At 42.3% G+C, this 24,268-nt stretch carries 17 protein-coding genes; 4 read left to right on the top strand and 13 right to left on the bottom strand.

Annotation, left to right across the window (positions count from 1 at the left end; translation table 11 throughout):
• Nucleotides 1-183: 183 nt before the first annotated feature.
• The 3 genes from DW036_RS10375 to DW036_RS10365 are packed head-to-tail and all read right to left on the bottom strand — an operon-like array spanning nt 184 to nt 4,949.
• A complete protein-coding gene (locus DW036_RS10375) occupies nt 184-1,527 on the bottom strand; it encodes a citrate/2-methylcitrate synthase (protein WP_118463950.1) in 1,344 nt (447 codons plus the stop codon).
• A gap of 25 nt (nt 1,528-1,552) precedes the next feature.
• Entirely contained in the window at nt 1,553-2,701 is a 1,149-nt protein-coding gene (gene icd / locus DW036_RS10370; RefSeq protein ID WP_118463948.1) for an NADP-dependent isocitrate dehydrogenase, read from the bottom strand.
• Nucleotides 2,702-2,705: 4 nt separating this feature from the next.
• Nucleotides 2,706-4,949 (bottom strand): aconitate hydratase, encoded by a 2,244-nt coding sequence (locus tag DW036_RS10365; RefSeq protein WP_118463945.1) that lies wholly within the window; start codon nt 4,947-4,949, stop codon nt 2,706-2,708.
• A gap of 148 nt (nt 4,950-5,097) precedes the next feature.
• On the opposite strand from DW036_RS10365, the gene DW036_RS10360 reads away from it, so the two are divergent.
• On the top strand, nt 5,098-6,984 hold the full coding sequence (locus DW036_RS10360) for an AAA domain-containing protein (protein ID WP_118463942.1): 1,887 nt from the start codon (nt 5,098-5,100) through the stop codon (nt 6,982-6,984).
• Nucleotides 6,985-7,067: 83 nt separating this feature from the next.
• Here the strand turns inward: DW036_RS10360 and DW036_RS10355 are convergent, their stop codons facing one another.
• The 8 genes from DW036_RS10355 to ilvD all read right to left on the bottom strand — a co-directional run bounded on the left by DW036_RS10355 (nt 7,068) and on the right by ilvD (nt 17,797).
• The gene (locus DW036_RS10355) at nt 7,068-8,381 is read right to left on the bottom strand and encodes an LruC domain-containing protein (RefSeq protein WP_147401467.1); all 1,314 of its coding nucleotides are present in this window, start codon (nt 8,379-8,381) and stop codon (nt 7,068-7,070) included.
• On the bottom strand, nt 8,356-8,826 hold the full coding sequence (locus tag DW036_RS10350; RefSeq protein ID WP_118463936.1) for a hypothetical protein: 471 nt from the start codon (nt 8,824-8,826) through the stop codon (nt 8,356-8,358). Before DW036_RS10350 ends, DW036_RS10355 begins: the two co-directional genes overlap by 26 nt.
• 480 nt (nt 8,827-9,306) lie before the next feature.
• The gene (locus DW036_RS10345) at nt 9,307-11,223 is read right to left on the bottom strand and encodes an LruC domain-containing protein (RefSeq protein WP_118463933.1); all 1,917 of its coding nucleotides are present in this window, start codon (nt 11,221-11,223) and stop codon (nt 9,307-9,309) included.
• 508 nt (nt 11,224-11,731) lie between these two features.
• A complete protein-coding gene (ilvC, locus tag DW036_RS10340; protein ID WP_118463930.1) occupies nt 11,732-12,775 on the bottom strand; it encodes a ketol-acid reductoisomerase in 1,044 nt (347 codons plus the stop codon).
• Nucleotides 12,776-12,827: 52 nt separating this feature from the next.
• On the bottom strand, nt 12,828-13,580 hold the full coding sequence (locus tag DW036_RS10335) for an acyl-[acyl-carrier-protein] thioesterase (protein ID WP_118463927.1): 753 nt from the start codon (nt 13,578-13,580) through the stop codon (nt 12,828-12,830).
• Complete coding sequence (gene ilvN / locus DW036_RS10330; RefSeq protein ID WP_007210376.1) at nt 13,573-14,142, bottom strand: acetolactate synthase small subunit; 570 nt, start codon at nt 14,140-14,142, stop codon at nt 13,573-13,575. Before ilvN ends, DW036_RS10335 begins: the two co-directional genes overlap by 8 nt.
• A 112-nt stretch (nt 14,143-14,254) precedes the next feature.
• Nucleotides 14,255-15,949 (bottom strand): biosynthetic-type acetolactate synthase large subunit, encoded by a 1,695-nt coding sequence (gene ilvB / locus DW036_RS10325; RefSeq protein WP_118463924.1) that lies wholly within the window; start codon nt 15,947-15,949, stop codon nt 14,255-14,257.
• Nucleotides 15,950-15,994: 45 nt separating this feature from the next.
• On the bottom strand, nt 15,995-17,797 hold the full coding sequence (ilvD, locus tag DW036_RS10320; protein WP_118463921.1) for a dihydroxy-acid dehydratase: 1,803 nt from the start codon (nt 17,795-17,797) through the stop codon (nt 15,995-15,997).
• A gap of 494 nt (nt 17,798-18,291) precedes the next feature.
• Between ilvD and DW036_RS10315 the strand changes: the two genes are divergently transcribed.
• The gene (locus tag DW036_RS10315) at nt 18,292-18,885 is read left to right on the top strand and encodes a peptidylprolyl isomerase (protein ID WP_118463918.1); all 594 of its coding nucleotides are present in this window, start codon (nt 18,292-18,294) and stop codon (nt 18,883-18,885) included.
• An 88-nt stretch (nt 18,886-18,973) separates the two neighbouring features.
• On the opposite strand, the gene DW036_RS10310 is transcribed toward DW036_RS10315, so the two are convergent.
• Complete coding sequence (locus tag DW036_RS10310) at nt 18,974-20,257, bottom strand: serine dehydratase subunit alpha family protein (protein WP_118464298.1); 1,284 nt, start codon at nt 20,255-20,257, stop codon at nt 18,974-18,976.
• Nucleotides 20,258-20,389: 132 nt separating this feature from the next.
• On the opposite strand from DW036_RS10310, the gene DW036_RS10305 reads away from it, so the two are divergent.
• Entirely contained in the window at nt 20,390-21,523 is a 1,134-nt protein-coding gene (locus DW036_RS10305) for a PCMD domain-containing protein (protein ID WP_118463916.1), read from the top strand.
• Nucleotides 21,524-21,534: 11 nt separating this feature from the next.
• Nucleotides 21,535-22,323 carry a porin family protein gene (locus DW036_RS10300; protein WP_118463913.1) on the top strand — a complete coding sequence of 263 codons (789 nt, stop codon included), beginning with the start codon at nt 21,535-21,537 and terminating at the stop codon, nt 22,321-22,323.
• A gap of 279 nt (nt 22,324-22,602) precedes the next feature.
• On the opposite strand, the gene DW036_RS10295 is transcribed toward DW036_RS10300, so the two are convergent.
• Complete coding sequence (locus DW036_RS10295; RefSeq protein ID WP_118463910.1) at nt 22,603-24,099, bottom strand: PCMD domain-containing protein; 1,497 nt, start codon at nt 24,097-24,099, stop codon at nt 22,603-22,605.
• Nucleotides 24,100-24,268 lie beyond the last annotated feature (169 nt).

Below are 24,268 nucleotides of genomic sequence, written 5' to 3'. Positions count from 1 at the left end.
ATAAATAATCTTTTAGACGCGGATGACACGGATGACGCGGATCTTTTTTTTATTTTTTTATAGCGCAGCCTTTTAAATCCGCGTTATCCGCGTCATCCGCGTCTAAAAAATAATATCCCGAATGGCGCTTATCACTTATCACTAAACACTAATCACTTCTTTTCTTTCCCGTTTTACTCCTATTTATCGCTTCTTAATAGGTACATAAACCGTATCTTCGAGTACATTTTTGTATGCCGGACGAATGATACGCTTACCTTCAAAGTTCAATTCTTCATTGCGGTGCGCACACCAGCCGACGATACGAGCCATAGCAAACAATGGCGTAAAGATTTCCTGCGGTAATCCAATCATTTCATAAACAAAGCCGGAATAGAAATCAACGTTGCTCGATACCGTCTTTCCATTATTCTTCACGCGACCGAAAGTTTCGATAGCACGTTCTTCCAAGAGTTCAAGGAAAGCAAACTCGCGCTCTTTACCTTTTTCCCGGGCAAGATCACGAGCCAGTTCTTTCAGTAAGATAGCACGTGGATCGGAAATTGTATAAACAGCATGTCCGATACCGTAAATCAATCCGGTCTTGTTATAAACTTCCTTATTCAGCATACGGGTGAAGTAAGTGTCGATTTCATCCACACTCGTCCAGTCCTGAATATTCTCCTGTAAATGATGGAACATATCAGCCACCTGAATATTTGCACCGCCATGAAGCGGACCTTTCAACGAACCGATACCTGCGGCAATGGACGAGTATGTATCCGTTCCGGTAGAAGAAGTAACACGAACCGTGAAAGTGGAGTTATTACCACCACCATGCTCTGCTTGAAGCACCAATAAAAGGTCGAGTGTACGGGCATCCAACTGTGTATAATTACGTTTCAGCATATAGAGGAAATTTTCGGCTATAGAAAGATTTTCCTGCGGATGGCGAATATGCAGCGAACGGCCGAAAGTGGCATGACGCAACATATTATATGCATACGCAATAATAGTCGGGAACTTAGAAATCAATTCAATGCTCTGGCGCATCAGGTTGTCACGGGAAGTATCATCGGCAGCAGGATCAAAACGATACATCTCAAGTACACTGCGTGCCAGGATATTCATAATATTATTTCCTTCCAGTTCGATAATATTCATCTTGGTTTTCTGTTCCAACGGCATATTATCATTAATCAGTTCACGGAAAGAAGCTAACCCCTCCTTATCGGGTAAATTACCGGACAGTAACAGATAAGCCACTTCCTCAAACCCGAAACGTTTCTCTTTAACAAAAGCATGGACAATATCCTCTACATCATAACCACGGTAGAACAACTTACCCGGGATAGGTTTCAAGCCACCGCCAGGAATACGTTCGTAACCCACTACATTACCAATTCTGGTGAGTCCAACCAACACGCCCGTGCCGTCTTCATTACGCAAGCCGCGCTTCACATCAAATTTGGAGAATAATTCGGTATCAATCCGAACTGCTTCCTTCATATCCTCGGAAAGCTTATACACTAAATATTCCTTCTTCATTTTCGTATCGTTTTAATCGTTAGTATTATTTTTCAATTCTTTCCACTATCTCCCGGGTAAAGGCAGAAGTGGACAAAGAGACGCCGCCGGGCATGAAGCGCGCCAGGTCGGCGGTAGCACGGGCATCAAGGAAACTTCGTTCCAAGGCATGTTCTATCAAAGAAGCAGATTCTTTCCAACCAAAGTATTCGAGCATCATTACGGCAGACAGAATGATGGAACAGGGATTCACAATATCTTTGCCTGCAATATTCGGTGCCGTACCATGGGTGGCTTCAAAGATGGCATGTCCGGTCTGGTAGTTGATATTTGCACCGGGAGCAATACCGATACCGCCCACCATGGCAGCCAACTGATCGGAAACATAATCTCCATTCAGATTAAGGGTAGCAATCACAGAATATTCTTCAGGAATCAACAATGTATTTTGTAGGAAAGCATCCGCAATACAATCTTTTATCACCAGTCTTCCGTCAGCCAATGCTTCTCCAAACTCACGTTCAGCCAGCTCGTAGCCCCACTTTTTGAAACCTCCTTCGGTAAACTTCATAATATTTCCCTTGTGCACCAACGTCACGGAAGGCAGATTATTCTCAAGTGCATACCGGCAGGCAGCACGTACCAATCGTTCCGTTCCTTCTTTTGAAACAGGTTTCACACCGAAAGAAGACGTCTTGGGGAACCGTACTTTCTTTACCCCCATCTCATCGTGCAGAAACTTATAGAACTTCTCAGCCTCCGGTGTACCGGCTTCCCACTCGATACCTGCATAAATATCTTCCGTATTCTCACGAAATACAGTCATGTTCACCTTCTCCGGATGACGAACCGGAGAGTGGATGCCCTGATACCAACGAACCGGCCGCAGGCATACATACAAGTCCAGTGTCTGGCGCAATGCCACGTTCAATGAACGGATGCCACCACCGACAGGAGTCGTCAGCGGACCTTTGATACCCACTTTATAATCACGGAAAGCTTCCATCGTTTCGTCAGGCAACCACAGCCCGCACTTTTCAAAAGCCCGTTCGCCTGCCCACACTTCCATCCATTCAATCTGCCGCCCGCCGCTATATGCTTTCTGCACGGCAGCATTCACAATAGCTTGCATAGAAGGAGTAATTTCAACTCCTACCCCATCACCTGTAATAAAAGGTACTGTAATTTTATCCATCTTTCTATCTTGCATTAAGAGCAGAACCGGCACGGAACCAGCCTATCTGCTGTTCATTATACGTATGTTGAGCTTCGAAGCTTTCCTTCGTACCATCTTCATGATGAAGGACAATCTTAAGATTACGGCCGGGAGCAAAGTCCGTCAATCCGATTACCGAAATTAAATCATGTTCCTGAATCTTATCATAATCGGCTTTATCCACAAAAGTCAATGCCAGCATGCCTTGTTTCTTTAGATTCGTTTCGTGAATACGGGCAAAACTCTTTGCCAGAATCACACGGACATTCAGGAAACGGGGTTCCATAGCGGCATGTTCACGACTGGAACCTTCACCATAGTTTTCTTCGGCTACCACAATGGAAGAAATCCCTTCGGACTTATACATCTTTGCCGTACCGGAAACGGGACCGTATACATTAGTCGAACGATTCCAAACACTGTTAGTTTCACCATTAAAAGCATTCACAGCACCCATCAGCATGTTATCCGAAATATTTTCCAGATGTCCACGGAAACGAAGCCACGGACCTGCCATTGAAATATGATCGGTAGTACATTTGCCCTGTGCCTTAAGCAGCAACGGCATATTCAGCAAATCGGTTCCTTCCCAGGCAGGGAATGGCTGTAGCAATTGGAGCCGTTGCGAATGGGGATTCACATTGATTTCAGTCTTCTCACAGCCGGGGGCTATATATCCTTCGCTACCTTCAGCGAATCCCTTCGGTGGCAATTCTTCACCCACAGGCTCGGAGAGTTTTACTTTTTCACCTTCGCGATTCACCAATACATCTGTCAGCGGATTAAAACAAAGATCTCCGGCAATTGTCAGCGCCATCGTCAATTCGGGTGAAGCGACAAAGGCATACGTATTCGGATTACCGTCTGCACGTTTAGCAAAATTACGGTTGAAAGAGGTTACGATAGAATTCTTGCGAGTGGGGTTATCCGTCTCACGTTTCCACTGACCGATACAGGGACCGCAGGCATTTGCCATAATTGTAGCACCGACTTTTTCAAAAGTTCCTATCATACCATCCCGCTCCGCAGTAGCCCGTATCCGTTCAGATCCGGGGTTCACAATCAGGGGAGCGGCTACCTTCAGGTGCTTCTCTTCAACCTGGCGGGCCAGGGAAACGGCACGACTTAAATCCTGATAAGATGAATTGGTACATGAACCTATCAATCCGACTTCCATCTTGCGCGGATAACCGTTAACCAACACTTTTTCTGCAAATTCGGAAATGGGCGTAGCGGCATCGGGAGTAAAAGGACCATTAATATAAGGTTCCAGTCTGGAAAGGTCAATCTCAATGACCCGATCATAATACTTCTCCGGGGCAATCATGATGTCGGCATCTGCACGAAGATCACCCGCCACAGAATCAGCCATCTCTGCCACTTCTTCCCTACCGGTAGCTTTCAGATAAGTAGCCATACGATCATCGTAAGGGAAAAGTGACGTAGTGGCACCGACTTCGGCCCCCATATTACAAATAGTTGCCTTACCGGTAGCGGACAAAGAAGCCGTGCCCGGTCCGAAATATTCAATGATTGCATTTGTACCGCCTTTAACCGTCAGGATACCTGCCAACTTCAGAATCACATCTTTTGGAGCCGCCCAACCATTTAATTCACCTTTCAGATGTACACCAATCAAACGGGGCATTTTTAATTCCCATTCCATACCGGTCATCACATCCACCGCATCGGCACCACCGACACCGATGGCAACCATACCGAGGCCACCTGCATTGGGTGTATGAGAGTCCGTTCCTACCATCATTCCACCAGGGAAGGCATAATTTTCCAATACTACCTGATGAATGATACCTGCACCCGGCTGCCAGAAACCGATACCATACCGGGAAGAGACATCACGCAAAAAATCATATACTTCTTCATTTGTCCTGGTAGCAGTGGCAATGTCTTCCCGAGCCCCTCTATAGGCTTGTATCAGATGGTCGCAATGTACGGTCGAAGGTACGGCAACCCGCTCGCGACCTGCATTCATAAATTGCAGCAATGCCATTTGTGCCGTTGCATCCTGCATCGCTACACGGTCAGGGCGGAAGTTCACATAATCTTCTCCCCGTTTGTAGTCTTTTACCCCCTTCTCATCAAACAGATGAGTATACAAAATCTTTTCTGCTAATGTCAGCGGACGTTGCAGCACTGCCCGCACGTGTTCCATTTTCCCCTTATAAGAAGCATAAAAGGCCTTTAACATAGTTACGTCATACACCATAATCACATTTATTTTTAGTTTTCCAATATTGTAAAGATTACAAATTAATATAATAAACAAACTAAAATAGTTAAAGGTTTAACAAATTAAAGCTTTTCTTCGTGCAAAAGCGAAGAATGATTACCTTTGTAAGAGATTTAATAATAATATGAGCAATAACCTCCTTTCCCCAACCGACCATCTTCAGCAACAAGAACTGCTCCTGCGTATGGAATATGAATTCGAAAAAGAAGAATTCAAACGGCAGACCGAAACCATGGGTATCTCCCGCAAGGTAAAACGGGGACTCTGTTGGTATCCTGCCACTCCCGGACGAAGTTACTACAATTCACTGAATCAATTAGTAATAGAAATTACACATACGGAAGATACTGATATAGAACATAATTTTGAATTCGGGCGTCCTGTCTGTTTTTTCCGTAAAGGATACGACGATAAGATCACATATTTCAATTCCATTGGTACCATCAGTTATGCCAACGAAACACGTATGGTTGTTGTGATGCCCGGTGCAGGTGCTATACTGGAAGTGCAATCAGCCGAAAACCTTGGAGTACAGCTTTATTTTGATGAAACTTCCTACCGCACCATGTTCGAGGCCCTCTCCGATGTAATTCGCGCCAAGGGCAATCGATTGGCAGAATTGAGAGATATCATGCTGGGAACTTTGAAACCCGGATTCCGTGAGCTCTACCCAGTCCGTTTCCCCTGGTTGAACTCTACACAGGAAAATGCGGTGAATAAAGTGTTGTACTCCCGAGATGTTTCTATTGTACACGGGCCTCCGGGAACAGGGAAAACAACCACTCTCGTAGAAGCTATCTATGAAACATTACACCGCGAACCGCAAGTATTGGTCTGTGCTCAAAGTAATACCGCTGTCGACTGGATCAGTGAAAAGCTCGTAGACCGTGGTGTGAATGTCCTGCGCATTGGCAATCCCACCCGGGTAAACGACAAAATGCTTTCGTTCACTTATGAACGCCGATTCGAAGGACACCCGGCCTACTCTGAATTATGGAGTATACGCAAAGCCATGCGTGAAATGGGCGGCAAACATCGGGGTAGTTACGAGGAACGTGAAAGCGCCCGCAATCGCATGAGCCGTCTGCGTGATCGTGCCACACAATTGGAAATACAAATCAATGCCGATCTTTTCGACAATGCCCATGTCATAGCCTCCACTCTTGTCAGTAGCAATCACCGCGTACTGAACGGGCGCCGCTTCGGTACACTCTTTATTGATGAAGCCGCCCAAGCCTTGGAGGCTGCTTGCTGGATAGCCATTCGCAAAGTTGACCGTGTAGTTCTGGCAGGTGATCATTGCCAGCTCCCACCTACTATAAAATGTTACGAAGCTGCCCGTGAAGGATTGGAATGTACATTGATGGAAAGAGTCGTTGCCAATAAACCCAGTACCGTCTCTCTATTGAAAGTACAATACCGTATGCATGAAGAAATCATGAAATTTCCCTCACAATGGTTTTACAACGGAGAACTGGAAGCGGCTCCGGAGATACGATACCGCGGTATTCTCGATTGGGATACGCCTATCAGTTGGATAGATACTTCTGAAATGGATTTTAAGGAAGAATTCATTGGGGAAACATTCGGGCGTATCAATAAAGCAGAAGCTGATTTACTGCTTCAGGAATTAAAAGCTTATATTAACCGGATAGGTGGAAAACGCGTATTAGAAGAACGAATCGATTTCGGTATAATCTCCCCTTACAAAGCCCAAGTGCAATATCTTCGCAATAAGATTAAAGCAAGCGGTTCATTTAAGTCTTACCGCAGTCTACTCACAGTCAACACAGTAGATGGGTTTCAGGGACAGGAACGTGATGTCATTTTCATTAGTCTTGTCCGCGCCAATGAAGAAGGCCAGATTGGTTTCCTGAATGATTTACGAAGAATGAATGTTGCCATCACCCGTGCCCGCATGAAATTGGTGATATTGGGAGAAGCTGCAACTTTAGCACACCATGCTTTTTATCGTAAATTTCTGGAATATACAGGTACTATAAAACCATAAAAAGAGCGCGGCCCTATGATGCTTTGCTTTCATATAGCCCGCGCAAAATAAGAGAGAAGAACTACTTACTAATCAACATTGGTCTATTTCGCTCCTTTACCTGTTTTATACCAATCTTGATTTGTCGTACCCTTAGATTTAGCCCAACTGGCAAATGCCGGATATTGTCCTTCCAAATCAATTCTATAACTTTCATCAGCCGGAACAAAGCCTGTAATAGGAATATTGATAGCAAATGGGAATTGACTGCCATCTTTAGAACCTACATAATATGCATTATCTTTTGTCATCAATGATACGTCAGCAGAAGAAGTCATATCAGCCAGTGGCAAGTGTACCTCTACTCTGTTTTCAGTGGTATATTGTCTAGTGATAATATACGGATTAAAGTCACTGGCTACATCAGTCTGCGTCAAGCCTAAACCTGTCAAATCGCGTTCAATCGTATAAACTGTACCTTCAGCAATCTCTTTTGCACTGGTTTCAATAACAAATGAATTCGTTGCAGTCTCAGCTCTCACCCCTACAGGTAATGTCATTTTTCCCAGATGTTTATACTGGCAAGCAAAGAAATTATTATTGGTAGCACTACCTTTTTTCTGAACAGCCTTAAATGTCTCTACAGTCTTAGTAGCTTTGTTATTTGCATCAAAAGTAATATTACGATTATATTCGATCATTACGTCATTCAAGTCATAATCACCACCACCGGGCCAGATATCTTCGAAAGCAAGAGTACCTTTTAGCGGAAGTACAACAGGTTCCGGATCCGGATCAGTAGGAGGTACCGGTTCCAAATCACCACCACCTAAATCTTTAGAAGTGGTAACAGCAAACAGCAAATCCTTATAATCATCCGGAGCTTGACTTGATTTTACATAGTCTTCAATACCAATGATACGCATTTTAGACTTTTCATCATATACAGATATAAAACGACGATCAGTGCCAGCATCGTCAGACATACAGGCATTGCGATATCCACTATAAAGGGAAGGGTTACTATATCCAAGCTCATCCAATTGTTTTACATAGCCAAGAGCAATATTAGCATCACTTCCAAAGCCATTACTAATTAAAAACCAGCCAATAGTATACCCTTCAGGGAAAGATTCTGACTGATTACCATCTTTATCAAAATACAATAGTTTTGCCGTTTGTCCTGTTTTCAGAGTCATTGTGCTTTGCTCATCTCCACCGCTTGAATTCGGGAAAATAAGGTATTTTTTCATCTTGTAAAAACTCTCGGGAGTTACTGTCTGACCTGTGGGATAATAATAATAACCAAATGAATTCAAGTATGCAGCAGCCTCCCCCATGAATGATACACTTACGGTCGAACCACCTGCAGGAACCTTTAGATTTATCTGATCAGGATTTCTTAGCAGCTGCAGCACGTGTTCCTAGCGTACTCTTCGTAGCATCATACGTATACCCGCTTGCCGAAACCTCCAATTTTACACAAGTCAGCAAACCGAACAAGCCTGTATAGAGGTATGCCTCTTTTACAGCTGTAGGAATATTCATTTTGCCTTCATACTTTCCATTAATGTCGGTATACGCCACAAAAATAGGTGAAATTCCCTCCTTCTTTGTCCTGCGATCCTCCATAGGATTCTGATCATACACCTCAATAACAGCCCGATAGCCTGGTGCATCATAGTTTACATTTAACTGTACATCCCCCGTCAAAGCGAAATCAAAGTAATCTTCTTTTGGTGGTAGTTTGCCATCATCGTCGTTACCTGGATTATAAACGTCCTTGTCGCATCCTGTTACAATCCCCATCAGCATCAGTGCATAGAGCCCCGTAACCAAACTGTTTCTTTTAATCCGTTTCATATTATTGTGAGTTATAAAATTAATATCGTTACAAACATATAACTTATTTTGTCATAATAATCAAATACACAAGTTTATTTTTCAGGATAAATCACTCAATCAACAACTCTTATAGAATCATAAATAATCAATAGAATACTTTCATAACCTATTTTTAATCAACATATAACTTGTATATATAAATCATTTATTGATTATTCAAAATCTGTTTAACATTTATAAACCACTGCAAACACATCACACTGTCACCAATCTTTTACAAACATGCAAATATTTATAAATCAAAAAATATTTCCTCTATCAGTTGGTTGAATTATGTAATCTAATATTATTTTTAAAACTAAATCCACTTATTTAAAGAAAGAGTTCAGAAATGGAAGATTGAACAATGCAATCCCACAGCACAAAAAAACTACGCAACTTCGTGCACAATGCACAGAAGTTGCGTAGTTTCTTATAATAACTTTAAAAAGGATTTTCCTACTTATACCAATCCTTACATTCGCTACCATTAGATTCAACCCATCTCACAAAATTAGGATAGCTTTTATCCACACTCTGAGTTTCAGTGGTGCTGAATTCTTCCGCATCAACCAGATTAATGGCGAAAGGATAATTCTCAGCAGCTACATAATAGATTCCGGTACTGGGTGAAGATAAATCTTTGCCTGTGTGAAACAAATCCATATTTGCCTTTGTCGTCGGTTTATTGTTTATCAGATGCACTTCACATCTGTTATCTCCAGCATTATCATGAACCATAATGAACGAATTATAAGGAGATATACCAAAAGTCTCATGATCTACAGGAGTACTTAACTTATTCCTAATCTTATAAGTTTCTGTTTTCGTATTGTCACCCGTAACAGAAAGCGCATTGAAAAAGACATTGATCGTTGCTTTAGAAAGGTCCTTGTCTATTCCTTGATTGATATCAGCCACCGGATTTTCCACAAATGTAGTAATCACATTAGAACGGTCGGTATTCATCTCATATCCAAAACCATTATGGAAAGAAGCACCTGACCAAAGCGCCGTGAAAGTATCTTCAGTAGAGAGAACTTCATTCTTCGTATTAAAACTCAAAATAGAATTATACTTCACAATGACATCATTCAAATCATAATCGCCTTTATTCGGCCAGTTATCTTCAAATGCAAGAATACCTTTATATGTCATACGGTAAGCTACAGATTCATCTTCTTTATCACCCTCATCAGGTTTCACCTCGGGCACATCAGGAGTTATCGCCTCTATCGGATTAGACCATATATTGAACTGAACATCATTATAATCCTGATCGGTCCAGTCTTCAAATGAAAGTACCACAAAGTCATTGATGCGGAAAGCAGCCGTATGTGTACGTCCATCACCATTCAATGCTATAGTTGAATAGAAAGTCCCCAATCCATTCCCGCCTTTGAAATAAGAGTCATTTAACAGAAACCAACCGATCTTCACTCCATTAGGGAATTCAGTTCCCTTATCTACACCATCCTCATTAATATAATGCAACTTAACACATTCTCCACCTTTTAGCCCAACAGGTCGTCCATAATAATTAATGGTGTGCGTATTCGGGAAAACAATATACTTCTTTGCAGCTTTTATATCCTCATCAGAAGCACCGGACTTATAGCAATAATAACCGAAAGCACTTGCCGCACCACTGGTTCCACCTATGAAACGAACAAATATTTCAGCATTTCTACCTTCCGGATCCTTCACCTCAAAATCAGCAGACTGACGATACTTCTTTGGGCAAGTACCTCTCTCAGGAATTACATTCTTAATTGTATTCAGAATAGATTCCGATAAACTTAGCTCCCCTTCAGTATCCAAATAATTGGGACGGCCATTGTCTGCCCAAGTTCCCAAAACTCCATATCCACTCGGAACAGTCCAGTTCCCTGCACGTGTGTGAGGGGTATTTCCGGTTAATTCCCATTTAATATCTGCATGAATCGCATTATCACTAAGCGATGTCTTGAATAATCCAGGAACTCCGACATAGGAGGTATAAATATAAGCATCCGAACCATGATCAGCCGTGATGGTTTCTTTGCCATTATATACACCGTTTTCATCCGTCATACGAGTCACCACAGGAGCCAGATCGGTACGCAGCACCACTTGTCCCTCATCATTTGTCATAAATGGATTTTCAAGATAAACATTAAAAAGTACTTTATATCCTTTGGGGACATCATACTTCACATTCAGTTGAATAGTAGCAGTAGTAGAAAATGGGAAAGGATTTGGGTTCTCATCGTCTCCATTACCATTAGGATCATATACATCACGGGTACACCCCAACATTACAAAAATGACCAATACGTTGCATAGTAGAAAGTAGAATGCGTTGCGTATTGCCCTGAAACTAATTTCTTTAGTCATAGCACGCTCGTCTTTATGTTGTTAATTTGGTGCAAAAGTAGCAAAAAACAGCCACATATTGAATAAAAAGCGAATACTATTTCTAAAATACACAAATTTTAGCATTTATAAATCAACTATTATTCGAAATAAGAAAATCTATCTTCCAATTATAAACAATTACACGATTTCTGTCAATAGCAGATTTATAAAGTATTAACAGGATAAGAAAAGCTTAGTCTATCTATTACATCATTCGCAAAGCAGATGATATGTTTACCTCTATTACATAGTGTCTTTTACCTCACCAGATAGTGTGTTTTGAATGATTACATCATATGTTTTGCAGCAAAAGAGGATGCGTTTTCAGTAATTTCATACCTTATTATATAAAAAGAGAGGAGCAACTTACGTTACTCCTCCCATTGTCTTCTTCCCGAACTTAAATCAGGATTACGGTTACAAATATACTACATTGAAACACCGAAATCAAGTATTCGGGCATTTTTATTCTTATCCCCGAGAAGGATTAGTTATTTTCCGGACGCAATTGACGAACTGTAACAGCAGTCTGCCACATTTCGCTTTCGCGCAACTGACGAAGTTCTTCGTTCAGTTTCTCACGATAATCAGGTTGAGAATTGCTGTCGATAGAGATCTGAGCCTCGTTACCGGACTTAACGCTTGCATACAATTTCTGTACTACCGGCTTGATAGCATCGTGGAACGGAGTCATCCAGTCCAGAGCACCGCGTTGTGCAGTAGTCGAACAGTTAGCATACATCCAGTCCATACCATTCTTAGCGAATAACGGCATCAATGACTGAGTCAATTCTTCTACAGTTTCATTGAATGCTTCTGACGGAGTATGACCGTTTTCGCGCAATACTTCGTACTGAGCCAACAACAATCCCTGGATAGCACCCATCAATGAACCACGCTCACCTGTCAGGTCAGAAGTAGCTTCACGTTGGAAAGTAGTTTCGAACAAATATCCTGAACCTACACCGATACCCAATGCGATGGTACGATCCATAGCTTTGCCTGTAGCATCCTGATAGATAGCGTAAGAAGAGTTCAAGCCACGGCCTTCGAGGAACATAGTACGCAATGAAGTACCCGAACCTTTAGGAGCTACCATGATTACGTCGATATCTTTCTGAGGAACTACACCTGTACGGTCGCTCCAAGTGATAGCAAAACCATGAGAGAAGTAAAGAGCTTTTCCAGGAGTCAGGTAAGGCTTGATAGTAGGCCATACAGACATTACAGCTGCATCGGACAACAAGCACATAACGATAGTACCTTTCTCACAAGCTTCCTCAATGCCAAACAGTGTTTCACCCGGTACCCATCCGTCAGCTACTGCTTTCTCATAGGTCTTTCCCGGACGCTGTCCAACAATTACGTTGAAACCATTATCGCGCAGGTTACATGCCTGTCCCGGTCCCTGTACACCATAACCGATCACTGCAATTGTCTCATCTTTCAAAATCTCACGTGCTTTTTCCAAAGGAAATTCTTCGCGGGTCATTACATTTTCAGTAACACCGCCAAAATTCATCTGTGCCATTTTCTTTTTTAGTTTTTTATTTGTGGCTTGCGCCAACTAATGATTAATAAAATTATTTCTCTGTAAATATTACTTTCGAACGGCAAACGACTTCGTTACCATTCTTTTTCACTTCAATATCAAAAACTCCGTCTTCCAACTCATCTTTATAGAGTGTAAGTTCGTCGCCGTAATAACTTTCGGCTACATAAGCCATTTCAAAACGACGGATACGCTTTTCCTTATACATCTCTATCGGAAACAAGTCCATGATATGTTCGATGTAGCGGATACTGTTCACATGCCCGTTGATGTCGATATCACTGTATTTAGCTTTCAATGCAGCTACCGGTTCGGTAGAGGTCACTTTAATTCGCGAGGGTTTCTCGATAGGGCAAGGTTCATCGCACACATAATCCACGATGCTACCTCCGTGCAATGCCAGCAAATCGGCAGGCTTGCGGGTATTGAGGTTAATCATAGCCCATACGGAACGCGCATAGCCAATCTTCTTTCCGTCTTTGTCCAACAGGGCAAAGTTACGATCGGTGAAGAGGCGGTACACATTCTCCACCCAAGTCCAGATGGTAAAATCCTCATATTGATAAGGCATCTCATCCAGTTCGATGGCAAGGCGTGAGAGCACCCATGTGTAATTATCTTCATTCAGCGTAGCTATACCGAATCCACGGTCGCTGGCATGGAAACCGGCGCAATTCAGCAAATGGTTTCCCAATACGCCCATAGTAAGGCGTCCGGTAAAGTCCACGTGGAAGGGTTCCGCTACAAACTGATATTTTCCTACCTTATTACTATTCTCACTCATTATTTTGCTCCTTTTCTTTTTTCAAGCGATATTTAGTTTCACGGTCGGCAAGGTATTCGTTCACACGCTCAAAGCAGCTGGTGGTGATAGCCACACGTCCCGAACGAACAAACTGAAGTACACAGTCGAGGGCACGCAACTCATCATAAAGATTGGTGATTTCTTCACCCATACCATTCTTCTCTACGATAGCAAACACAGCATTCACCTCTACAATGCGTGCATTATACTTACGGATCACTTTCGATACCTCCGGTTTTTCTTCCAGTATCGGGGTTGTTATCTTATACAATGCAATTTCGTGCTGATAGATCTCATCATCCGTGAAGTAGTGTGCTTGCAGCACATCTATCTTCTTGGTGATTTGCTTGGTTACTTTCTCAATGGTGTCTTTATCCGTCCATGCGGTAATGGTGTACTTATGTACGCCCTTGATGGACGAAGCCGATACATTCAGGCTCTCGATATTGATCTGGCGACGGGTAAACACTGCGGTTACCTGATTCAGCAAACCGGCGAAGTTCTCCGAATGAACGATTATCGTATATAATGTCTTATCCATTTCTTCCAATTACTAATTACTAATTACAAGGCTGCCATTTACGATTACAAATTTTCAAATTCCTTTAAGTGTTCACTCATTCGTAATTTATAATTTGTAATTCGTAGTTATCTCAACATTCCAACAACATCTGGTTTACCGAACCACCCGGAGGCGTCATCGGCAATACATTGCCTTCTTCCATAACGCAGGCTTCCAACAGGAACGGCCCATCCGCAGCAAGCATTTCCTCTATCGCACCTTTCAGTTCTTCACGCGTCATTACACGGCGTGAAGGGATGTCGTAGGCAGAAGCTATCTTCATATAATCCGGATTCAACATCGGAGTGAACGAATAGCGGCGGTTGAAAAACATCGCTTGCCACTGGCGTACATTACCCAGGAAGTTGTTATTCAGCAAAATCATTTTAACGGGAGCCTTCTGTTCCATAATGGTTCCCATCTCCTGAATGTTCATTTGCAGACCACCATCACCCATAAATACACATACAGTGCGGTCGGGACATCCGAAAGTCGCACCGATTGCTGCGGGAAGCCCGAAGCCCATCGTACCCAATCCACCGGAAGTAACAATACTGCGTTCCTTACTATACTTAAAGTAACGGGCAGACATCATCTGATTCTGACCAACATCAGTAACCAATACAGCTTCATGATTCGTTGCCTCGCTTACAGCACGGATCACTTCTCCCATACTCAGGGATTTACTTGCCGGATGCAATTCAGGACGAATCACCTTTTCCTCCTCTACTTTTTCGTAAGGTAAGAAGCTATCCAACCATTCCTGGTGAGTAGCAGGTTTCAGAAGTGCCGTAACGGCAGCAAGAGTCTCCTTACAGTCCCCCAACACGGCAATATCTGTCTTCACATTCTTATCTATCTCAGCAGGATCTATATCGAAATGAATGATTTTCGCCTGTTTGGCATACGTATCCAACTTTCCGGTTACACGGTCGTCAAAGCGCATACCTACGGCGATAAGTACATCACACTTATTCGTATTGATGTTCGGTCCCAAGTTACCGTGCATACCCAGCATACCTTTATTTAAAGGATGCGCGGTAGGCAAAGCAGAAAGTCCTAACAGCGTACAACCGGCAGGCATTCCAGCTTTTTCTATGAAAGCGCGTAGTTCCTGTTGTGCGTCACCTAACTCAACCCCCTGTCCCACCAATACCAACGGACGTTCAGCACTATTGATCAGTTCAGCAGCCTGACTCACAGCCTCTTCATCCATTTCGGGAACAGGCTGGTAACTACGGATGTAATCCAACTTGGCAGGAGTATATTCACTTTTCTCTACTTGCGCATTCTTGGCAAAGTCCAATACAACAGGACCGGGACGACCGCTTTTTGCAACATAGAAAGCGCGGGCTACAGCCCAGGGCACATCTTCGGCACTACGTATCTGATAGCTCCACTTCGTGATAGGCTGCGTAATACCTACCAAGTCAACTTCCTGAAAAGCATCCGTCCCAAGGAATCCCGTACCTACCTGACCGGCAATTACTACCAAAGGGGTACTGTCTATCATAGCATCTGCGATACCCGTTATCGTATTCGTCGCTCCAGGACCACTCGTCACCAGGCAAACACCTACTTCGCCTGATACGCGGGCAAAACCTTGCGCGGCATGAGTAGCGCCCTGTTCGTGTCGAACCAAGATGTGGTTCAATGTCTTCCGATGGTCGTATAAAGCGTCAAATACCGGCATGATGGAGCCACCCGGATATCCGAAAATGGTCTTTACTCCCTGATGTTCCAAGGAACGCATCAATGCTTCAGCGCCTGTTATTATATCTTTCATTCTATTAATGGATAATGGAATTCTATTTCATTTGTCAATTCTCGGTTAATCAATCAATCTCACTGCACCCTTATCGGCAGAACTTACCATACTGGCATATGCCTTCAGGCTCTTTGAGACTTCACGTTGACGGGTGACAGGAGTCATCGGACGGGCAGCCAGTTCCTCATCCGTCAGTTTGACGTTGATAGCACGCCCGGGAATATCAATCTCGATGATGTCACCATCCTGAATCTTACCGATATTACCTCCGGCAGCCGCTTCGGGAGAAATATGTCCGATACTCAATCCTGACGTACCGCCACTGAAACGACCGTCCGTAATCAGTGCACATTCCTTGCCCAGATGGCGCGATTTGATATAAGAAGTCGGATAGAGCATTTCCTGCATACCGGGACCGCCTTTCGGACCTTCATGTGTGATGACCACAACATCACCGCTGACCACTTTTCCGGCAAGAATGCCATCGCAGGCAGCGTCTTGTGAATCGAACACTTTAGCAGGCCCCGTGAACTTCCAGATGCTTTCATCCACACCTGCCGTTTTCACTACACAGCCATCCTGAGCGATATTGCCTTTCAATACTGCCAGACCACCGTCTTTGCTATAAGCATGTTCCAGATCGCGAATGCAACCTCCGGCACGGTCAGTATCCAGTTCTTTATAATAAACATCCTGCGAACCCAGCACCAGATTGAACTTTCCGGCAGCAGCACTCTTATATTTCTTCACAGCTTCTTCGCAAACATTCGGGCTGGTAACGCCATATTTGTCGATTACATCTGCCAATGTCATACCGTCTACACGCTTTACGTTCGTATCGACTAAGCCGCCTTTGGCAAGCTCGCTCATAATAGCGATAATGCCTCCGGCACGATTTACGTCTTGAATGTGATACTTCTGAGTATTCGGGGCAACCTTGCACAGACAGGGAGTCTTACGTGACAGCATATCGATGTCATCCATACTGAAATCTGCCTCTGCCTCGTGGGCTACAGCCAGGAGGTGAAGCACCGTGTTGGTTGAACCACCCATCGCAATATCCAATGTCATAGCATTCAGAAAAGCCTGACGGGTAGCAATGCTACGGGGGAGCACACTGTCATCCCCATCTTCATAATATTTATAAGCATTTTCAACAATCAGTTTGGCAGCATCCTTGAACAGTTGCGTACGATTGGCATGAGTAGCTACAATCGTACCATTGCCCGGCAATGCCAGTCCGATAGCTTCATTCAGACAGTTCATCGAGTTAGCGGTAAACATACCGGAACAACAACCACAAGAAGGACAAGCATGTTGTTCTATCTGAGCCACATCGGCATCACTTACACTTTCATCAGCCGACTTAATCATAGCATCGATCAAATCCAGATGCTGACCGTTCCATTCGCCGGCTTCCATCGGTCCGCCAGAAACGAATACAGTAGGGATATTAAGGCGCATTGCTGCCATCAACATACCCGGAGTAATCTTGTCGCAGTTACTGATGCAAACCATCGCATCCGCTTTATGCGCATTCACCATATACTCTACGCTGTCGGCAATGATGTCGCGTGAAGGAAGCGAATAAAGCATTCCATCGTGTCCCATCGCAATACCATCGTCAATGGCAATCGTGTTGAATTCGGCAGCAAAGCATCCCAGCTTCTCAATCTCAGCTTTCACCAGTTGTCCGATTTCGTGCAGATGCACATGTCCCGGGACAAACTGTGTAAATGAGTTGACAATTGCGATAATAGGTTTTCCTAATTGCTCTTTCTTCATGCCATTTGCCATCCACAACGCACGAGCCCCTGCCATACGGCGGCCTTGCGTGCTGAACGAACTGCGTAATTGGTGTTTCATCTTCAAATCTCCTTTTAATTAAAAAGCCTTCCTCACATATGGTGAGAAAGGCTCCTAAATTGATATCTTAACGTACGAATACATACACAACCTTTCTCACGCTCTTGATTCCAGGACCACGACGCGAATAATATGCAGGACTGCCAGGTTAATAGATGTATGTAAGTTCATAACTTTATTTACTTTACTGTTTTCGTTAATCGTGCTGCAAAGGTAAGGGCTTTTTTATAAACTCCAAACAATTTGAAGAAAAAAATGAGATTATTATGATTAATCGTAAGAAAACCCCGCATTAAAATCTTATTTTATCACTTATTCAAGGCAAATCTGAGTAATTCGCTACCATGAACAGGAATTATTCAAGAGGGTTCGAAGCATTTAATAATCTGAAAATTACAAGAGCTTACTCATTCGCCAACTAAATTATTCGTATCTTTGTCCCTTTCAAAAAGAAAAAACAGGAATTACTAACTAAAAACAGTAGGAATATATCAATGGAAACAGTAGAAAACAAGTACATTACCGTAGCTTATAAATTATACGCTATAGAAGATGGTGAGAAAGATTTCACCGAAGAAGCCACCGCAGAACATCCGTTTCAATTCATTTCCGGTCTGGGTTTGACTTTAGAGTCTTTCGAAGATCAGGTGAAAGATCTGAAAGCAGGCGATAAGTTTGATTTCACTATCGCTTGTGCAGACGCTTACGGTGACTTTGACGAAGAACATGTAATCGACCTTCCGAAGCAAATCTTTGAAGTAGACGGTAAGTTCGATAGCGAACGCATTGTAGCTGGTAACGTAGTGCCTTTGATGACCTCTGAAGGTCAACGTATCAACGGAACCGTACAAGAAATAAAAGCAGACGTAGTGGTAATGGATATGAATCACCCCTTGGCAGGTTGCGACCTGAACTTTGTAGGTGAAGTAATAGAAAGCCGCCCGGCAACCAATGAAGAATTAGCTGAAATTGCCCGTATGATGAGTGGCGGCGGGTGCAGTTGCGGTTGCGATAGCTGTGGTGACGATTGTGGCGGTGGATGCAGCGATCACGATCACCAGGGATGTGGATGCGGATGCAATCATTAAGATACTGATTAACGGTAAGTGATTAGTGGTTAGCAGCTGCACTATTATACTGCACAGTTTCTAATCACTAATCACTCACCACTAATCACTATTTCCCCGTCATTATCTCCAGTACCAATTTATCCGTTTCATTCATTCCCTTCGACCCTATCTTGGTCAGATTACGTATGCTTTGGTCCACATCTTCATCAATAATACCTTCTACAGAAGTCACGCAACGGTTTTCCATAGCCATGATGGCAGAAAGAACAGCGGTAGATACACCTGTGGTTACTTTCAACGCACAGCTGGGCTTCGCACCATCACAAATCATACCTGTCAGGTTGGCTATCATATTCTGAACGGCATAAGATACCTGATCGTAAGTTCCTCCCATCAACCAGGTAATACCGCAACTGGACCCCGTAGCAGCAACCACACAGCCGCATAAAGCGGACAAGCGACCCAAACTTTGTTTAATGTAGATTACCGTCAGATGGCTCAACATCAGGGCACGTATCAATTCTTCTTCGGATTTATCATTTTCTTCAGCGAAGACCAGTACGGGCAAAGTAGCAGATATACCTTGATTTCCACTACCGGAATTGCTCATTACCGGAATCATAGCTCCTGCCATACGAGCATCACAGGCACCTGATGTATAAGACAAGATATGTGAGAAGACACTGTCTCCCATCACCTTATGTTCATAAGTACCACGCAACATCTTACCCAAGCCATGGCCATAATTGCCTTCAAAAGAGCGTTCGGCAGCCGCCTTATTCAAGCGGGCTGTTTCCAGAATAAAGCTGATCTCATCCAGCGGAGTATTCAGAGCAAAATCATAAACTTTACGTAAAGTCAGTTCCAGGCATTCTTCTTCTTTTTCACAGCTTGCCGTATGTTGTTTCTGAAATTGAACTTCTCCATTACGTTCTATATATATAAAGGTGGTATGTCCTCCGGCAATCACAGCTGTTGTTTTATCATCTCCGGCCTCACAGCATACTTCAATATATAATTTCTCTTCAATATTCTCTTTTAACGAAATATGAATGCGCTTTTCCTCAATAAAACGTTTCCCCTCTTCCACCACATCAGGCGTACTGTCTTTTAACACCTCCAACTGATATTCTGATTTTCCTATCAGCGCGCCCAGTGCAATAGCAATGGGCAGACCAATCATTCCGGTACCCGGAATGCCCACTCCCATAGCGTTTTTCAGAATATTAGCACTTAGCAACACATTTATTTTTTCCGGCTTTATCCCCAGTGTTTCTGTTGCTTTAGCTACGCACAATGCCACAGCAATGGGCTCTGTACACCCAATAGCCGGCACCACTTCCTGATGTATCAGGTCGATTATCCGTTTTCTCTCCGTTTCCGTTATCATTATTTCACTGATTTTAATGGACACAAATTTAGAAAAAATGTTTTTAATACGTGCGCAAAGTCTTCTATTTCAAAAAAGAAACTTAACTTTGCGCTCGAGTTTTACATTATTAATAACCAAAAACTGAATTAAATGAAGATTAAAACGCTAACCTCGTGTTTCTTTTTAGCATTTGCCATATCTTCTTGTATACAAGACGAAGCGCTAAATTCAGAAGCAGCCATAGATGGCTGTACAGGTGCAGATGTGCAATTGGCAAACATAAACGCGGATGAAAAAAAAGTCGATGTATATGTGCACAAGGGTGCAAACCTTGCAAAACAACAACTAAACTTCACCTTGCCGGAAGGTGCATCCATCAAGCCCAATGATCGCAGAGATGGTGATATAGGAAACATATACAACTTTAGCGAAGGAGATCACTCGCGCTCATTTACGGTGACCTCCGAAGATGATGTTTGGAAACCTGTTTATGAAATAAATGTCCAGCCAACAGAATTACCGAATTCCTATCATTTCGAGGAGTTATTAGTTGCCAAAAATACTCCTTATCACATCTTTTACGAATTTGAACCTAGTACTTCACAAGGGATTTCAAAAGTATTGCAGTGGTCCAGTGGTAATCCCGGTTACAAGTTGACCGGTATGTCTAAACTTCCTACAGACTATCCTACCGTACAAGTCGCAGGAGGATATATAGGTAAATGTGTCAAGTTGGAAACTAAAGATACCGGAAGTTTCGGTGCAATGGTAAAGATGTATATTGCTGCCGGCAACTTATTTATCGGAGCTTTTGATCTTGCCAATGCACTTAAAGATGCTCCTAAAGCAACAACTTTTGGTTTCCAGTTCTACAAACGACCGAAAGCTTTGAAAGGATATTATAAATTTAAAGCAGGACCGGTTTATACTGAGAGCGGAGAGCCTCAAACTGGAAAGAAAGATCGATTTGATATCTATGCTGTCATGTATGAGGCCGAAGATAACTCATTTATGTTAGATGGAACCAATTCTCTTACTTCAGATAAAGTAGTATCTTTAGCCAGAATTAGTGCAGAAGAAGCATTGGAAACTGATCAATGGACAGCGTTCAATCTCTCTTTTAAAGCTCAGAATGGTAAAGAGATTAGTGAAACGGAACTTCAGAAAGGTAAATATAAACTTGGCATTGTATTCTCTTCAAGTGTAGACGGCGCTTATTTCAGAGGTGCCGTAGGCAGCACGCTATATATTGATGAAGTAGAGCTTATTTGCGAAGAGAACTAAAAAAGATAATCATGAAGAAATACAATATTATTATTGTCATATTACTGTTAACAGTAGTTGGAGCTACGTCAATAAAAGCTCAGGAAGATAGAACCCATATTCTCGGCCAGTCTTATCTTCGTGGTTGGGAATATTCATTAAAGGCAGGATTCAGCATCGGAGGAACCGCTCCTCTACCTTTGCCCGAAGAAATACGCAAGATAGACAGTTATGTTCCCAGTATGGCAATTTCTATTGAAGGTAATGCTACCAAATGGCTGGATGAAAAAAAAATATGGGGTCTGACTTTAGGCTTGCGCCTCGAAACTAAAAATATGACTACTGAAGCCACCGTTAAGAATTATGGTATGAAAATTATCAATACTAACGGTGGTGAATTAGAAGGTTTATGGACGGGAGGCGTAAAGACTAAAGTAAAAAATTCCTATCTTACTGTTCCCGTTCTTGCTAACTACAAAATAAGTAAACGCTGGAAACTTGTAGCTGGTCCTTATTTCTCCTATTTACTTGAAGGAGATTTCTCCGGTCATGTATATGAGGGTCACCTCCGTACTCCGGACCAAACGGGCTCACGCGTAGACTTTACGGATGAAAGTATTGCTACATATGACTTCTCTAATGATTTGCGTAAAATCCAATGGGGCATACAATTAGGTGGAGAATGGAGAGCTTTCAAGCATCTGAATGTTTATGCTGATCTTACATGGGGATTAAACGATATCTTTAAAAAGGACTTTGACACAATATCATTTGCCATGTATCCTATCTATCTGAATATAGGATTTGGATATTCATTCTAAAACAGTTTTTTAAGCTTATTTCCTTAAATATTAAACAGAAAAAGCGGGAGTTTATCTATGATTGACAACTCCCGCTTTTCTTATCTTAGCAACTCTTACTTTTTCCTTATAAGTTCTACCGTGATAGCCCCAAGAACCGGCTTGTGATGTAACAATATTAATCTCCAATGTAGCTAACTAAATTGTAAAGAGCCATAAATATTGATATAATCATAAATAAAATGCTGAAAGCCAAACTTGCGATCAACTTCCAGCATTATTATTTTATAGTATGATACCTTATTCTCCAATTATTTCCAGCTCATCGATCCACAACGTACTGCCACCAGCACCCTTGAACGAATCACCCTCCTTACTTGAAGAACAGACTATTGCCAACTTATATTCTTTACCTGCTTCATAAGTTTTTCCATTCACATAAGTAAATGGTATATCAAAGTAGGTATATGCAGCTTTTGCAGTACCATCCGCCAATACAGCCGCAGCCACACGATATGCAGAAGTATTAATATCATGCCCTGTTAAGATCACTTCATTACCCTCAGCATCTTTTGCCTCATACAATACAGCCTGAATAGCACACTCATCCGTAATTTCCGGACGCTCTACTACTTCTGCCGGTTTAGTAGCGCCAGTACCATCAATAAACTTGGCACCCGGTGTATACTTATACCATCCCCTAAAATAGGCTGGCTTCTTATCATAAGAAATACCAAATTTCGTACTATTTAAGCGATCTTTCAAATCAAGTTCAAATTTTCCAGTAAAAACAGAACCTGATGTAATAGCTGGTACCAATGAATTCATTTTCGCACTTGTATCCATAGTCACCAGCTTAGCAGCAGCTGCACCTGCAATGATATCTTCAGTTTCTTTATATAAAGGAAAACCTTCTATACCATAGAGCCATAAAAGAGAAGCAGCAGTCGCACTGGTAGCCAATACCTCTTCAACCGGTTCATCATGTTGAGATTTACCAGTACCAACAGATTTCCATTCATCAAATGGATATTTCATCACCACCTGACGACCAGCCAATGAAACAACATATTCTTTTACTGTTCCGTCCTCCGCTATAACTGTATAAGTAACATCAGAAGCGAAGTTCTGCTTTATGCCTGTTGCAGGAGTAATAGACGCTTTTGAAGAGATTGCAATAGTAGGCACAAGTGCTGCCAATTCTTCATTTGTAGCACCATCAATTACCTTAAAAGCAATTTTACCCGTCGCATCATCAATTACCGGCTGCTCAGTAACAATCGTAGCGCCTTCAAATACAAAGCTGGTAATTTTCGCCTCTGAACTTTCAGAACCAGTTAATTTAGTACCTTTGTATACAACCTTAACTTTCTGGCCTAATTGTAATACATCAATATTCAGATCTGCTTCTACTTTTCCATTATTAATGGTACCAGCTACGTCTACATTACACTTGCCAATGCCACTTAAATTCAGTTCTTGACTACCTGTAAATGTATAAGAAGTACCATTTTGTTTCAGAACGCATTTTTCCAATTTGATAGTTAGGTTCATTCCCATGAAACTGAAGTCCTTCAATTCCAAACTAACGATATTATTCCCAGCCTTTGCAATTGTAATGTTCTTTGGCATCCCATTTGCAATAGAAGTCCCATCTAATTCAATATCTAAAGTACCTTTATAGGTACCTGCCAATTCTTCCTCAATCGGATAAACAGGGTCATCATCATCACTACAAGCAGTGAACAAACTCATTGAACAAATCAATGCAAACAAATAAAATAAATTCTTCTTCATAAAATCATCTTGTTTAGTTAATACACCTCTTCTCATCGAAGGTTACAATGTTCCATTTTACTCTAATAAAATTTAACCGTGCAAAGAAACAGCTTTTAAAACATATAAAAAAGGTCTGTTCTACGTTTTAATGTTCCATTTTTAATATAAATTTAAAGTACTATATGAA

The sequence above is a fragment of the Bacteroides sp. AF39-11AC genome (assembly GCF_003474285.1).
Classification (GTDB): Bacteria; Bacteroidota; Bacteroidia; order Bacteroidales; family Bacteroidaceae; genus Bacteroides.
This window is presented reverse-complemented; position numbering and strand designations above follow the sequence as displayed.

Coding starts and splice junctions, on each gene's coding strand:
- DW036_RS10360 (WP_118463942.1), top strand. CDS start 5,098: ATGAGCAATAACCTCCTTTCCCCAACCGACCATCTTCAGCAACAAGAA.
- DW036_RS10295 (WP_118463910.1), bottom strand. CDS start 24,099: ATGAAGAAGAATTTATTTTATTTGTTTGCATTGATTTGTTCAATGAGT.
- DW036_RS10375 (WP_118463950.1), bottom strand. CDS start 1,527: ATGAAGAAGGAATATTTAGTGTATAAGCTTTCCGAGGATATGAAGGAA.
- DW036_RS10310 (WP_118464298.1), bottom strand. CDS start 20,257: ATGATAACGGAAACGGAGAGAAAACGGATAATCGACCTGATACATCAG.
- ilvD (WP_118463921.1), bottom strand. CDS start 17,797: ATGAAACACCAATTACGCAGTTCGTTCAGCACGCAAGGCCGCCGTATG.
- DW036_RS10305 (WP_118463916.1), top strand. CDS start 20,390: ATGAAGATTAAAACGCTAACCTCGTGTTTCTTTTTAGCATTTGCCATA.
- ilvC (WP_118463930.1), bottom strand. CDS start 12,775: ATGGCACAGATGAATTTTGGCGGTGTTACTGAAAATGTAATGACCCGC.
- DW036_RS10300 (WP_118463913.1), top strand. CDS start 21,535: ATGAAGAAATACAATATTATTATTGTCATATTACTGTTAACAGTAGTT.
- DW036_RS10350 (WP_118463936.1), bottom strand. CDS start 8,826: ATGAAACGGATTAAAAGAAACAGTTTGGTTACGGGGCTCTATGCACTG.
- ilvN (WP_007210376.1), bottom strand. CDS start 14,142: ATGGATAAGACATTATATACGATAATCGTTCATTCGGAGAACTTCGCC.
- icd (WP_118463948.1), bottom strand. CDS start 2,701: ATGGATAAAATTACAGTACCTTTTATTACAGGTGATGGGGTAGGAGTT.
- ilvB (WP_118463924.1), bottom strand. CDS start 15,949: ATGAAAGATATAATAACAGGCGCTGAAGCATTGATGCGTTCCTTGGAA.
- DW036_RS10335 (WP_118463927.1), bottom strand. CDS start 13,580: ATGAGTGAGAATAGTAATAAGGTAGGAAAATATCAGTTTGTAGCGGAA.
- DW036_RS10365 (WP_118463945.1), bottom strand. CDS start 4,949: ATGGTGTATGACGTAACTATGTTAAAGGCCTTTTATGCTTCTTATAAG.
- DW036_RS10345 (WP_118463933.1), bottom strand. CDS start 11,223: ATGACTAAAGAAATTAGTTTCAGGGCAATACGCAACGCATTCTACTTT.
- DW036_RS10315 (WP_118463918.1), top strand. CDS start 18,292: ATGGAAACAGTAGAAAACAAGTACATTACCGTAGCTTATAAATTATAC.